Source organism: Roseibium sediminicola (assembly GCF_023156505.1).
GTDB classification, from domain to species: Bacteria; Pseudomonadota; Alphaproteobacteria; order Rhizobiales; family Stappiaceae; genus Roseibium; species Roseibium sediminicola.
The window spans coordinates 370,483-383,478 of sequence record NZ_JALNMJ010000002.1; the positions used below are offsets into that span (position 1 = coordinate 370,483).

The 12,996-nt window shown below is 61.4% G+C and carries 13 protein-coding genes; 11 read left to right on the forward strand and 2 right to left on the reverse strand.

Annotated elements, in window-relative coordinates; all coding sequences use genetic code 11:
• Positions 1 to 82: 82 nt before the first annotated feature.
• Positions 83 to 1,159: a D-alanine--D-alanine ligase family protein gene (locus M0H32_RS04695; RefSeq protein WP_248151327.1), complete on the forward strand. Its 1,077-nt coding sequence runs from the start codon at positions 83 to 85 to the stop codon at positions 1,157 to 1,159.
• 96 nt (positions 1,160 to 1,255) lie between these two features.
• Positions 1,256 to 2,152, forward strand: a complete 897-nt coding sequence (locus M0H32_RS04700) for a bestrophin family protein (RefSeq protein ID WP_248151337.1) — start codon at positions 1,256 to 1,258, stop codon at positions 2,150 to 2,152.
• An 18-nt stretch (positions 2,153 to 2,170) separates the two neighbouring features.
• Here M0H32_RS04700 and arfB read toward each other — a convergent pair whose 3' ends face one another.
• Positions 2,171 to 2,632, reverse strand: a complete 462-nt coding sequence (gene arfB / locus M0H32_RS04705; RefSeq protein ID WP_248151340.1) for an alternative ribosome rescue aminoacyl-tRNA hydrolase ArfB — start codon at positions 2,630 to 2,632, stop codon at positions 2,171 to 2,173.
• Positions 2,629 to 3,309: an HTH-type transcriptional regulator RutR gene (gene rutR / locus M0H32_RS04710; protein WP_248151353.1), complete on the reverse strand. Its 681-nt coding sequence runs from the start codon at positions 3,307 to 3,309 to the stop codon at positions 2,629 to 2,631. Before rutR ends, arfB begins: the two co-directional genes overlap by 4 nt.
• Before the next feature lie 502 nt (positions 3,310 to 3,811).
• On the opposite strand from rutR, the gene aptA reads away from it, so the two are divergent.
• The 9 genes from aptA (at position 3,812) to M0H32_RS04755 (ending at position 12,678) form a co-directional block, all read left to right on the forward strand.
• Positions 3,812 to 5,140, forward strand: a complete 1,329-nt coding sequence (aptA, locus tag M0H32_RS04715) for an omega-aminotransferase AptA (protein WP_248151355.1) — start codon at positions 3,812 to 3,814, stop codon at positions 5,138 to 5,140.
• Between the two features lie 65 nt (positions 5,141 to 5,205).
• Positions 5,206 to 5,493, forward strand: coding sequence for a cupin domain-containing protein (locus tag M0H32_RS04720; RefSeq protein ID WP_248151357.1), 288 nt, complete (start codon positions 5,206 to 5,208; stop codon positions 5,491 to 5,493).
• A 9-nt stretch (positions 5,494 to 5,502) separates the two neighbouring features.
• On the forward strand, positions 5,503 to 6,759 hold the full coding sequence (locus M0H32_RS04725; protein ID WP_248151359.1) for a Zn-dependent hydrolase: 1,257 nt from the start codon (positions 5,503 to 5,505) through the stop codon (positions 6,757 to 6,759).
• An 84-nt stretch (positions 6,760 to 6,843) separates the two neighbouring features.
• Positions 6,844 to 7,605: an endo alpha-1,4 polygalactosaminidase gene (locus tag M0H32_RS04730; protein ID WP_248151361.1), complete on the forward strand. Its 762-nt coding sequence runs from the start codon at positions 6,844 to 6,846 to the stop codon at positions 7,603 to 7,605.
• A 52-nt stretch (positions 7,606 to 7,657) separates the two neighbouring features.
• The gene (gene hydA, locus M0H32_RS04735) at positions 7,658 to 9,115 is read left to right on the forward strand and encodes a dihydropyrimidinase (RefSeq protein ID WP_248151363.1); all 1,458 of its coding nucleotides are present in this window, start codon (positions 7,658 to 7,660) and stop codon (positions 9,113 to 9,115) included.
• Between the two features lie 305 nt (positions 9,116 to 9,420).
• On the forward strand, positions 9,421 to 10,227 hold the full coding sequence (locus tag M0H32_RS04740; RefSeq protein ID WP_248151784.1) for an ABC transporter ATP-binding protein: 807 nt from the start codon (positions 9,421 to 9,423) through the stop codon (positions 10,225 to 10,227).
• Positions 10,228 to 10,431: 204 nt separating this feature from the next.
• Positions 10,432 to 11,301, forward strand: coding sequence for an ABC transporter permease (locus tag M0H32_RS04745; RefSeq protein ID WP_248151787.1), 870 nt, complete (start codon positions 10,432 to 10,434; stop codon positions 11,299 to 11,301).
• A complete protein-coding gene (locus tag M0H32_RS04750) occupies positions 11,298 to 12,452 on the forward strand; it encodes an ABC transporter permease (protein WP_248151365.1) in 1,155 nt (384 codons plus the stop codon). The genes M0H32_RS04745 and M0H32_RS04750 overlap by 4 nt, the downstream gene beginning before the upstream one ends.
• Complete coding sequence (locus tag M0H32_RS04755; protein WP_248151367.1) at positions 12,445 to 12,678, forward strand: hypothetical protein; 234 nt, start codon at positions 12,445 to 12,447, stop codon at positions 12,676 to 12,678. Before M0H32_RS04750 ends, M0H32_RS04755 begins: the two co-directional genes overlap by 8 nt.
• The last annotated feature ends 318 nt before the right edge of the window (positions 12,679 to 12,996 follow it).

Here is a 12,996-nt window from a genome sequence, read left to right on the forward strand (position 1 = left end):
GCAGGTGGAATGACAGACCCGTTTACACGGAACCGCCTTTTTTCATAGTCATTGCTAGATCTTGGCTTGAATCGGGAACACAATGACAGAAGCTTCGAGGAAAATCCGGATCGGCGTCCTTTTTGGCGGCCTGTCCGCCGAACATGACGTATCGGTCCTGTCGGCCACCAATGTCATGAAAGCGCTGTCGCCGGAACGCTACGACGCCGTGCCGATTTACATTACCAAGACCGGCACATGGCTGTTGAGCCGGTATGACAACGGAAAACTCGAGCAGCCCTCGGAGGGAGCAAACCTCTGTCTTCTTCCCGGAGGACAGGGCCGGCTTATCGCGATGGGGAGCGATGGCACGGCCACCGAATTGCCGAAACTCGACATTCTGTTCCCCGTTTTGCACGGCCTGCCTGGCGAAGACGGCGCGGTGCAGGGCTTTGCCGAAACCGCACGCGTCCCCCTCGCCGGTTGCGGTATTGCGGGATCCGCCAACGCGCTCGACAAGGATCTGGCAAAACGCCTGTTGGCCTCTGCTGGGATACCGACAGCGCGCGCAGTTACTGTCCTGCCCGGTCAGGTCCCAGCCTTCGAGGACCTGGCCAAGGACCTCGGACGGACAGTCTTTTTGAAGCCGGCCCGCCAGGGCTCATCGGTCGGCGTTGCCAAGGTCAAGACACCGGACGACTACCAGGCCGCGCTGAAGGACGGGTTCCGGCATGACACAAAGCTGCTTGCGGAGGAATTCATTGACGGCCGCGAATTCGAATGCGCCGTGCTGGAAGACCCCGATGGCGGTCTGTTCGTCTCCCGCTGCGGCGAAATCGTGCCGGCCGCGAGCCACGGCTTCTACACTTACGATGCCAAATATGTCGATGGCGACGGCGCCGCCCTGATCGTTCCGGCCGACCTGCCGCGGCAGCTGGAAGACGGCCTCCGCGCCATGGCCTTGAAGGCCTTTCAGGCCCTTGGCTGTGACGGCATGGCGCGGGTCGACTTCTTCCTTCTGTCGGATGGCCGCTTTCTGGTCAACGAACTCAACACCATTCCCGGCTTCACCGATATCAGCATGTATTCCAAAGTGATGGCGGCCAGCGGTGTCGCTTACGCGGAGATCATTGACCGATTGGTGGACCATGGTCTGGCAAGGGCGAACCGCCGGTCTTGAACCCATGTCGGCTTCAGCCTTCATTTCGGCGTTCCCGGCCAGTCGAATAACCTCATGTACAGCTAAACCTGTCCGCATCGCGGAACAGGTTTGCCCATGATACTCAGAGATCCCCCCCACCACCTGAAACTCTTTTTCATCATGCAGGGGTCGATCGTGCCACGCGTCGCCCCGCTGATCTGTCTTGTCACCGCTATCGCGCTGGCCGTCGTTCTGGTGGACCGGTTCGTGCAGCCGCTTCCGCATATTTCCCTGGCTGCCACGGGTGTGTTCGGGATCGCCCTGTCGCTGTTTCTCGGCTTCCGCAACAACGCAGCCTATGAGCGCTGGTGGGAGGCTCGCAAGCTCTGGGGCGGGCTCGTGGCCGACATGCGCAGTCTTGGCCGTGAAAGCGACCTGTTTCTAACCGACGATATCCTGCGCCGCCAATTTCTGCGCTGCGCGGTGTTGTTCACCCATCTTCACCGCTTCGCCTTGCGCGGCCCCGATGATCACAAGGCCTTAGACCAATGGGCGGGAGAGGATCCGGAACTTGTCTCCCTGGCCACACCCTGTGCGGCACTGAACGCCGCAAACGGTATCCTGTGTGATGCGGCAAAGGCAGGCACAATCGATGGTTTCGGTCGCAAAGCTTTGAGCGAACGTCTCGCTTCGATCAGCCTGGCGCAGGCCGGCTGCGAACGGATCCGTGTGACGCCCCTGCCCTTTGTCTATTCCTTGCTGGTTCTGCGCACGAGCTGGCTTTATTGCCTTGCGGTCCCCTTTGCCCTGATCGAAAGCACAGGCATTCTGGCGCCGGTCTTTGCCGCGGTGATTGCCTATGTGTTTTTCGGCCTGGCCGCGGTCACCGAGGAACTGGAACATCCCTTTGCCGACCGCGCGCACGGCCTGCCGCTGGCCGCAATGACCCGGACCATTGAAATCGCACTGGCGGAGCGGATCGGCGCGCCGGTGCCGGAACCGCTGAAGCCGCAAAACGGAATCCTGGTCTGAGACACGTGTTGCCTGGTTTCAATCGTCGTGCCGTCCCCCTCGACCGCGCATCTTCTTGATCTGGCCGCGTTGTTTCTTGGCGTCCAGGCGCCGGCGTTTCGACCCGAGCGTCGGCTTGGTGGCCTTGCGCGGCTTCGGCTTTTCGGTGGCCTTGCGCAGAAGCTCCAGGAGGCGTTCCAGCGCGTCCTCGCGGTTGCGTTCCCGGGTGCGGAAACGGTCGGCCTGCAGCACGATCTCGCCGTTCAGGGTCAGGCGGCTTCCGGCCAGCCGGGCCGCTCGGGACTTGACGTCTTCCGGCAAGGTTTCATTGCCCGCAAGGTTGAAGCGCAGCTGGACGGCCGTCGAGACCTTGTTGACATTCTGACCGCCCGGTCCGGAAGCGCGGATGAAATCCTCGCTGAGGTCGTCTTTCAGGATGTAGAGACGTCCCGTGACAGCAATGCGTGACGCCGCACCGATATGGGCGTCGTCACCACTCATTCCGCCAGACCGTTTTCCGGCGGCCAGACAAGACCGGCACCATTCAGGATCAGGGACGTGACCGAGGATACGGTTTCTTCAAAGAAGTCCGGATCGCTCAGGTCCCGGCCCGTCAGCGCCCTGATCTGCACGGAAAAGTCCGCGTAATGCTGCGTCGTCGCCCAGATCGTGAAGATCAGGTGCACGGGATCGACCCGGCGCATCTTGCCGGCCGCGATCCAGTCCTCGATCACCTGGGACTTTTCAGCGACCAGACGCTTCAGCTCGGTTTCCAGGATCGGCAGGATCTGCGGCGCGCCCTGCATCACCTCGTTTGCGAACAGGCGCGAGGCTTCCGGGAAAGTCGCCGACATCTCAATCTTCTGACGGATATAGGCAGCCAATTCGGACGCCGGTTCGCCTTCCGGCCGAAGCGTTTTCAGCGGTGCCAGCCAGACTTCGAGGATATGGGCCAGGGTGGCGTTGTAAATCGCTTCCTTGGAAGAAAAATAGTAAAGCAAATTGGATTTCGACATGCCGGCATCGGCGGCGATCCGCTCCACCGTCGCACCCGAAAATCCCTTTTTCGAGAACTCTCCCAAGGCCGCGTCGAGAATCAGCGATCTGTTTTTTTCCTGGATCCGGCTCATGCCGCCCGCCTTCAACGGATCCTGCGTCTGCCCGCTCAATTCTGTCATCAACCGTCCCGCTTCCCGTCCAATCGGCCCGTTTGTTAGGTGCTCAAACACGCCAATTCCACAGGTTTTGGCGCGTTTCGAGCGGATCGAAGACCCTCCGGAGCGCGAATGACCACAAATTAGTCATGACGGCCGGATTTGCATCTTGACCATTTGGTCAAATCCCTCCTAGGGTAAATTGACCAGATGGTCAGAAGGCTAGTCGATCCCCTCACGCCCTGCAACGGGCCAATTCACCTGGCGCGGGATGTCTTGTTGAGGCGCTGCCTTCGGATCATCATGACAAGGACCGGCAAAGCCGGCACGGGCCGAACGGCCCACCAGAGAGATTTGGTCCCTTCCGACAAAGAGGCAAAAGCCCGCCGGAAAGGACCGGGAACAGTTTGGGGAGAGGACCACAGCTAACGGCACTGCCTTTGGCAGGAGCCGCATGCTATGCCTTCCTCCATAAGCAATACCAACAGCCGGCCCCTTCCATTCCGAAGGGCCGCAAGGAGGACGTATGTCAGCACCGAGCCAGGCTGCCACCAACAATCTCGAAGCGTTCTGGATGCCGTTTACGGCCAACCGCCAGTTCAAGCAGGCGCCGCGCATGTTCGTGTCGGCCAAGGACATGCATTACACCACTGCCGAAGGCCGTCAGGTGCTCGACGGAACCGCCGGCCTTTGGTGCTGCAATGCCGGTCATTCCCGGCCGAAGGTGGTCGAGGCGGTGCAGAAACAGATTGCCGAGCTCGACTACGCGCCGGCTTTCCAGATGGGGCATCCGAAGGCGTTTGAACTCGCCGCGCGGCTCGCGGCCATGCTGCCTTCTCCGCTCGACCATGTGTTCTTCACCAATTCCGGTTCCGAAAGTGTCGACACGGCCCTGAAGATCGCGCTCGCCTATCAGCGCTCCATCGGCCAGGGCACACGTACGCGCCTGATCGGCCGCGAACGCGGCTATCACGGCGTCGGCTTCGGCGGCATTTCCGTCGGCGGCATAGTCGCCAACCGCAAAACCTTCGGCACCATGCTGACCGGTGTCGACCACATGCGCCACACCCACGATCCGGAGCGCAACGCCTTCTCGCGCGGCATGCCGGAAAACGGCGCCGAATACGCCGAAGAACTGATCCGCATCATCCAGCTGCACGACCCCTCGACCATTGCAGCCGTGATCGTCGAGCCGGTCGCCGGCTCCACCGGCGTTCTGATCCCGCCGAAGGGCTATCTGGAGCGCTTGCGCGAGATCTGCACCCAGAACGGCATCCTGCTGATCTTCGACGAGGTCATCACCGGTTTCGGCCGTCTCGGCTCGCCATTCGCAACCGACTTCTTCGGGGTCACGCCGGACCTGGTCACCACGGCCAAGGGCCTGACCTCCGGCGTCATCCCGATGGGCGCTGTGTTCTGTTCCTCCGATATCTACAATGCCTTCATGACCGGCCCGGATCACATGATCGAGCTGTTCCACGGCTATACGTATTCGGCCCATCCGGTCGCCTGTGCCGCCGCGCTTGCCACCCTCGACACCTACGAGGAAGAAGGCCTTCTGACCCGCGCCGCGGATCTCGCCCAACACTGGGAAGACGGCCTGCATTCGCTCAAGGATTGCCCGAATGTCATCGACATCCGCAATCTTGGCCTGATCGGCGCAATCGAACTGACACCGATTGCCGGCGAACCGACCAAACGTGCCTTCTCGGCCTTCCTGAAAGCCTATGACGACGGCCTGCTGATCCGCACGACCGGCGATATCATCGCCCTGTCGCCGCCGCTGATCATCTCCAAGGACCAGATCGACGAGATTTTCGACAAGCTGCGCAGCGTTCTGCACGCGATCGACTGAATCACGCACCGGAGGGCGCCGCCGTTTGCAGCGCCCTCCCCATTGAAAACCGGAACCCAATCGCGATGACACGCCCGCAGGCTACGGCAGAAAAGCTGATTGACGATGAGCGTGTCCGGGTCACGCGGTTCGACTTCGTACCCGGTGCCGAAACCGGCTGGCACAGGCACGACCTTGACTATGTCATCACGGCGCTGACCGAGTGCCGCATGCTGCTGGAAGAACCAGGTGGCGAGACCCGCGAGGTGATCGTTCCGGCCGGAACCGTTTATCGGCGCGACAGCGGCGTCGAACACAATGTCATCAACGGCGGAGACAGTCCGATGTCTTTCGTCGAAACCGAGTTGAAATAGGAGAGCATCATGGCAGCGCCCGGCGAAAACCTCAGGATCAACCCGGACCGGCTGTGGGACAGCCTGATGGAGATGGCCAAGATCGGCCCGGGCGTCGCCGGTGGCAACAATCGCCAGACCGTCACGGACGAGGATGGCGAGGGCCGCAAGCTGTTCCAGAAATGGTGCGAGGAAGCCGGCATGACCATGGCGGTCGACACCATGGGCAACATGTTCATGACCCGGCCCGGAACCGATCCGGACGCCCTGCCCGTCTATGTCGGCTCGCATCTCGACACACAGCCGACCGGCGGCAAGTATGACGGCGTTCTCGGCGTGCTCGGCGGGCTGGAAGTCATCCGCACCATGAACGATCTCGGCATCAAGACCAAACATCCGATCGTGGTCACCAACTGGACCAACGAGGAAGGCACGCGCTTTGCGCCGGCCATGCTCGCCTCCGGCGTCTTTGCCGGCGTGCACACCCAGGACTGGGCCTATGACCGGGAAGACCACGACGGCAAGAAATTCGGCGATGAGCTGAAACGCATCGGTTGGGTCGGCGACGAGGAAGTCGGCGCCCGCAAGGACAAGATGCACGCCATGTTCGAGCTCCACATCGAACAGGGTCCGATCCTGGAGGCCGAAGGCAAGGACATCGGTGTTGTCACCCATGGCCAGGGCTTGTCCTGGACACAGGTAACGGTGACAGGCAAGGACAGCCACACCGGCTCCACCCCGATGCCGATGCGCAAGAACGCCGGGCTCGGCATGGCGCGCATTCTGGAAAAGGTCGACGAGATCGCCTGGTCCCACGCCCCCCATGCGGTCGGCGCGGCCGGCCACATAGAAGTGTTCCCGAATTCGCGCAATGTCATCCCGGGAAAGGCAGTCTTCACCATCGACTTCCGTTCACCGGACCTTGCCGTTATCCAGGACATGGAAAACCGGCTGAAGGTCGAAGCCCAGAAGATCTGCGACGATATGGGCCTTCAGGTCGAATTCGAAAAGGTCGGCGGGTTCGATCCCGTCGAGTTCGACAAGGGCTGCGTCGAAGCCGTGCGCAATGCCGCCGAGCGCCTGGGATACTCCCACCAGAACATCATTTCGGGCGCCGGCCACGACGCCTGCTGGATCAACAAGGTCGCTCCGACGGCCATGATCATGTGCCCCTGCGTCGACGGGCTGTCGCACAACGAGGCCGAGGAGATTTCCAAGGACTGGGCCAAGGCGGGGGCGGACGTCCTGTTCCACGCGGTTGTCGAGACCGCGGGGATCGTGGAGTAATCTGAAAATCACTCTCGAAGCCCCGGCAGACAGCCGGGGTTCCATCAAGGGACAGACGCAATCGTGCACTTGAACGGAAAAGCATTGGCAATCACGGGCAGCCTGCTTCTGGCGCCGGCCTCTGCCCTTGCCTTTTCCGTCGGCGACAGCTGGGACTGGCAGCTGACCGAACCAGTCGACCTCAATCGCGCGGTCGACGTGCTTGATCTACATCCGGAACTGGTCACTGCCGAGGACATTGCGGAGCTGCGCGCCAAGGGCATCAAGACCATCTGTTATGTCAGTGTCGGCACGCTGGAACGAACGTCTCCGGATCGCGGGACCTTCCCGCAAGAAGTGGTCGGCAAGACCTATGGCGATTGGCCGGACGAGAAGTTCCTCGACATCCGCCGCATCGATGTTCTGTTGCCGTTGATGACGGCCCGGTTCGAGAGCTGCAAGGCCAAGGGGTTTGACGCGATAGAGCCGGACAACATGGATGTCCATGACAATGATAGCGGCTTTCCGGTCACCGCACGGCACACGGTTGCCTATGTCCGGCTGCTGGCGGCAACGGCTCAGGGGCTTGGCCTGAAGATCGGCCAAAAGAACGTGCCGGACCTGACGGAAGATCTGGTCGACACTTTCGATTTCGCGATTTCCGAAAGCTGTTACCAGGACCGCAGCTGCAAGTCCTATCTCGCCTACACGGAAGACGGCAAGCCGGTCTTCGACGCGGAATACACCGACCGGCCGATCCATTTCAGCAAGGCCTGCGCGATCGGCCGGAAATACGGACTATCGATGATCCTGAAGGACCGGGACCTGACGGCGCCGGTGCTTTGGTGTCCAGACGAAAACCAATGAACAGATCGGGCATAAGCCCGGACCATCCAGCGCAAGCATGAGGGGAACAACAATGGCTAGCAAAGTGATCAAGGGCGGCACCGTGGTGACCGCGGATCTGTCCTACGACGCCGATGTGAAGATCGAGGGCGGCAAGATCGTCGAAATCGGCCCCAATCTGTCCGGCGACGAAACCCTGGACGCGACCGGCTGCTACATCATGCCGGGTGGCATCGATCCGCATACGCACCTGGAGATGCCCTTCATGGGCACGTTCTCGTCGGACAATTTCGACAGCGGCACACGCGCGGCGCTGGCCGGCGGCACCACCATGGTGGTCGACTTCGCCCTGCCCTCGCCGGGCCAGTCGCTGCTGGAAGCGCTGCAGATGTGGGACAACAAGTCCACGATGGCCCATTGCGACTATTCCTTCCACATGGCGATCACCTGGTGGGGCGAGCAGGTCTTCAACGACATGCAGGAAGTCGTTCAGAAAAAGGGCATCAACACCTTCAAGCATTTCATGGCCTACAAGGGCGCGCTGATGGTGAATGACGACGAGATGTTCGCGTCCTTCTCCCGCTGCGCCGAGCTCGGAGCCCTGCCGCTGGTCCATGCGGAAAACGGCGACGTCGTCGCGACCCTGCAGCAGAAACTGCTCGCCGAGGGCAACAACGGTCCGGAAGCCCATGCTTATTCCCGGCCGCCGGAAGTGGAAGGCGAAGCCACCAACCGCGCCATCATGATCGCCGACATGGCCGGTGTGCCGGTCTATATCGTGCACACCTCGTCGGAACAGGCCCACGAAGCCATCCGCCGCGCCCGCCAGAACGGTATTCGCGCTTACGGCGAGCCGCTGATCCAGCACCTGACGCTTGATGACAGCGAGTACAAACATGCCGACTGGGACCACGCCGCCCGCCGGGTGATGTCGCCCCCGTTCCGCGACAAGAAACACCAGGACAGCCTTTGGGCGGGTCTGGCCTCCGGCTCGCTGCAGGTGGTCGCCACCGACCACTGCGCCTTCACAACCGACCAGAAACGCACCGGCGTCGGCGATTTCACCAAGATCCCGAACGGCACCGGTGGCTTGGAAGACCGCATGCCGATGCTGTGGACCTATGGGGTCGGAACCGGCCGCCTGACCCCGAACGAGTTCGTTGCGGTGACTTCAACCAATATTGCAAAGATCCTCAATATCTATCCGAAAAAAGGCGCTGTTTTGGTTGGTGCCGATGCGGATCTGGTGGTCTGGGATCCGGAAAGGACCAAGACAATCTCGGCGTCCAACCAGCAGTCGGCGATCGACTACAACGTGTTTGAAGGCAAGACGGTCAAGGGGCTGCCACGCTACACGCTCACCCGCGGCCGCGTCGCGGTCGAGGACGGCACGGTCAACCATCAACAGGGTCATGGCGAGTTCGTTGCCCGCGAGCCGTTCCAGGCGGTCAACAAGGCGCTCAGCACCTGGAAGGAACTGACCGCCCCGCGCAAGGTCGAGCGCACCGGCATCCCGGCCAGCGGCGTCTGATGCCTGCCTCACCCTTTTGGCTCCGCCAATGCGCCTGCCGGAGCTTGCTCCCTCTCCCATTGGGAGAGGGCTGGGGTGAGGGAACAAAAGCTTGTGAGACGCAGAGAGATCTGTCCCCTCACCCGGACCTGTGGTCCGACCTCTCCCACGGGGAGAGGTGACTTGGAGACGACGCCAACGCGTCGAAGAGCCGGATAAGCCAAACCCGCTGCAAGCCCGGCTTGATCAGCAAACCTTGGGACCCGGACCCGACTCGTGTAGCGAGGAATGACATGAACGCTCTTGCCAGCGCAAAGGACACCGAGATGGTGGAAACAACAACAAGCGCCAGCCCGAACCGGGTGATCGATATCGAGAATCTCTCGCTGACCTTCGAGACCAATGACGGCCCGGTTCACGCCCTGTCAGACATCGACCTGAAGATCGAGGAAGGCGATTTTGTCTCCTTCATTGGCCCGTCCGGTTGCGGCAAGACCACGCTGTTGCGCGTCATTGCCGACCTGGAGAAACCGACGGCGGGCCATATCAGCGTCAACGGCGTTTCCCCTGAGGAAGCCCGTCTCAACCGGGCCTATGGCTATGTCTTCCAGGCCGCCGCGCTCTATCCCTGGCGCACGATCGCCAAGAATGTCGCGCTGCCGCTGGAAATCATGGGCCTGTCGGCCGCCGAGCAGCGGGACCGCATTGCCCGCAACATGGAGCTTGTGAACCTCACCGGCTTTGAAAAGAAGTACCCCTGGCAGCTTTCCGGCGGCATGCAGCAGCGCGCTTCCATCGCCCGCGCCCTTGCGGTCGAGCCGGATCTCCTGCTGATGGACGAGCCTTTCGGGGCGCTCGACGAAATCGTCCGCGACCACCTCAACGAGCAGCTCCTACAGCTCTGGGCCAAGACCAACAAGACCGTGGTCTTCGTCACCCATTCGATCCCGGAAGCCGTGTTCCTGTCGACCAAGATCGTCGTCCTCTGCCCGCGCCCCGGCCGGATCTACGACGTCATCGAAAGCGACCTGCCGCGCGACCGCTCCCTCGACATCCGAGAGACCCCGGAATTCCTGAAGATCGCCCACCGCGTCCGCGAGGGCCTGAAGGCGGGGCATTCCTATGAGGATTGAGGTTTCAGGTTTTACCCACTTCGTCATTGCCGGACTTGATCCGGCAATCCAAGCCGTTTCCTTGCGACACGGACAGACCGGAAAAAATTTGAAACGTCACGGCATGGATCCCAAGGTCAAGCCTTGGGATGACGGGAGGAGATTGCGCGCATGACCGACGTCCCCCTCACGCAACCCCGCAGCACCAATCCGTTTTCCGGCCTGATGTCCGGTACCGTCGGCCCGGTGACCGTCGTGGTTCTTGCGATCATTGCGATCTGGTACATCGCCGCCGTGGCGCTCAATACGCCATTCCAGAAGGACATCTATGAACGCGCCGGGCAGAGCGATGTCGCCGTCAGCCAGATGGTCACGGACACGCTCTTCCAGGAGCGCCCGGTCCTGCCGGCGCCGCATCAGGTGATCGTCGAAATCTGGGAAACCACGGTTGAAAAGAAAATCACTTCCAAGCGGTCGCTGGTCTATCACACCGGCATCACGCTCTCCTCGACGCTGATGGGCTTCCTGATCGGCACCACGCTCGGCATTCTGCTGGCGATCGGCATCGTTCATTCGCGCGTGCTCGACAAATCGCTGATGCCCTGGATCATTTCCTCGCAGACGATCCCCATCCTGGCGATCGCGCCGATGATCATCGTTGTGCTGAACGCCGTTGGCATATCCGGACTGCTGCCCAAGGCGATGATCTCCACCTATCTCTCGTTCTTCCCAGTGACCGTCGGCATGGTGAAGGGGCTGAGGTCGCCCGAGGTCATGCATATGGACCTGATGCACACCTATTCGGCGACGCGCCTCCAGGCCTTCTGGAAACTGCGCCTGCCCTATGCGGTGCCTTACCTCTTCACCTCCATGAAGATCGGCATGGCGGCGTCACTGGTCGGCGCCATTGTCGGTGAATTGCCGACCGGCGCCGTTGCCGGGCTCGGGGCCCGTCTGCTGGCCGGCTCCTATTACGGACAGACCGTGCAGATCTGGTCGGCACTGCTGATGGCCGCCTTCCTGGCCGGGTCCCTGGTCGCGCTGATCGGCGTCCTTGAAAAACTCACCCTGAAACGAATGGGGATGGCGCAATGAGCACGATGACCGCACCCAAACGCCGTCTCGACATGCCGGCACTGCTCGCCTGGTTTGTTGTTGCCATGGTCGTCGTCGGCCTGTTCAGCCCGATCTTCGGGCCGGACTACGGCATCATGGACGTGCCGCGGCTGGCGCTGTGCCTGGTGATCCTGGCGATTGCCGGTGTGCGCTACGAACTCGGCTTCATGCGCAACCTTGTCGGAGACCTCATTCTCGGCCTTGTCACGGCTATCGCCGCCTGGCTGCTCATTGCCACTGTCACGAACCATGCCGGCGAGGCAACGCTCGGTTTCTGGGCACTGACCGCCGCCACCTGGGCGTCCGCGTGGCTGTTTGTCGAGCGGCTCGCCGTCTGGAAAAGCGCGTCCCCAACGGCGCAAAGGATCATCAACCTGGCGATCCCGGCTATGTTCGGCATTACCCTGCTGGTGCTCTGGCAGCTGATCGTGACCGGCGCGGGTGTGCCGAAGGTGCTGCTGCCGGCTCCGTCCGAAATCTGGGTTCGTCTGACCAACTCCGTTCCAACCCTCTGGGCGGATTTCCAGCAGACCTTCCTCAAGGCGGTGCTGGCCGGTTACATCATCGGCTGCGGCTCTGCCTTTATCGTCGCGATCCTGGTCGACCGGGTGCCGTTCCTGCGCCGCGGCCTGCTGCCCATCGGCAATCTGGTCTCTGCCCTGCCGATCATCGGCGTCGCCCCGATCATGGTGATGTGGTTCGGCTTCGACTGGCCGTCCAAGGCCGCCGTTGTCATCATCATGACCTTCTTCCCGATGTTGGTGAACACGGTCTCCGGCCTCGCGGCCTCCGACGCCATGCAACGTGACCTGATGCGCACCTATGCCTCCAACTACTGGCAGACGCTCCTGAAACTGCGCCTGCCCATGGCCATGCCGTTTATCTTCAACGCGCTGAAGATCAATTCCACGCTGGCGCTGATCGGCGCCATCGTCGCGGAGTTTTTCGGCACGCCGATCGTCGGCATGGGCTTCCGGATTTCCACGGAAGTCGGCCGCATGAATGTGGACATGGTCTGGGCGGAAATCGCGGTCGCTGCCCTGGCGGGGTCGCTGTTTTATGGCATCGTCGCCCTGCTGGAACGCGCCGTCACCTTCTGGCATCCGTCTGTCAGGGGGGGACGTGCCTGACTTTTCATGGCCTGAGTTCGCGGTCGCAGTGGTGGTCCTGTTGGTTTTTGCGGCCATCCTGCTTGCGCCCCTCCTCAGCAACTATTCTGAATACAGGAGACGGCGCGCGCCTTATGATGGCTTCAAGGGGCACTCCGGACCCATGCGGATCCTTATGGTAGTCGTCGGGATTGTGGGCTTTTTTGGCTGGCTGTTCATGACTTTCGCAATGAACTTCTCCTCATGAACTTTGTCAGCCGCCTAGGCCCATGAATTGCAATTCCCTCGCCCCCTCCGCCGTCTTTCCGGACAAGCGCAGTGAAACTGCGCGCCGATCCGGAATCCAGACATCAGCGTGAGCGGAGCGAACTCTTAAAAAGGGGAGCGCGTTTGGCGCAAAATATGTCTGGGTTCCGGATCTGGCCATGCAGCTTACGCTGCAGGCCGTCCGGAATGACGGTGGAGAGGTAAGTCGAATTTAGAGATAAGACATGTGAACTGGTTTCCATGGCTTTCCAGATTTGCCATAACGCGACGAGACCTGACCAACCGACCCAAGGCCCTC

Coding starts and splice junctions, on each gene's coding strand:
- M0H32_RS04695 (WP_248151327.1), top strand. CDS start 83: ATGACAGAAGCTTCGAGGAAAATCCGGATCGGCGTCCTTTTTGGCGGC.
- M0H32_RS04700 (WP_248151337.1), top strand. CDS start 1,256: ATGATACTCAGAGATCCCCCCCACCACCTGAAACTCTTTTTCATCATG.
- arfB (WP_248151340.1), bottom strand. CDS start 2,632: ATGAGTGGTGACGACGCCCATATCGGTGCGGCGTCACGCATTGCTGTC.
- rutR (WP_248151353.1), bottom strand. CDS start 3,309: ATGACAGAATTGAGCGGGCAGACGCAGGATCCGTTGAAGGCGGGCGGC.
- aptA (WP_248151355.1), top strand. CDS start 3,812: ATGTCAGCACCGAGCCAGGCTGCCACCAACAATCTCGAAGCGTTCTGG.
- M0H32_RS04720 (WP_248151357.1), top strand. CDS start 5,206: ATGACACGCCCGCAGGCTACGGCAGAAAAGCTGATTGACGATGAGCGT.
- M0H32_RS04725 (WP_248151359.1), top strand. CDS start 5,503: ATGGCAGCGCCCGGCGAAAACCTCAGGATCAACCCGGACCGGCTGTGG.
- hydA (WP_248151363.1), top strand. CDS start 7,658: ATGGCTAGCAAAGTGATCAAGGGCGGCACCGTGGTGACCGCGGATCTG.
- M0H32_RS04740 (WP_248151784.1), top strand. CDS start 9,421: ATGGTGGAAACAACAACAAGCGCCAGCCCGAACCGGGTGATCGATATC.
- M0H32_RS04745 (WP_248151787.1), top strand. CDS start 10,432: ATGTCCGGTACCGTCGGCCCGGTGACCGTCGTGGTTCTTGCGATCATT.
- M0H32_RS04750 (WP_248151365.1), top strand. CDS start 11,298: ATGAGCACGATGACCGCACCCAAACGCCGTCTCGACATGCCGGCACTG.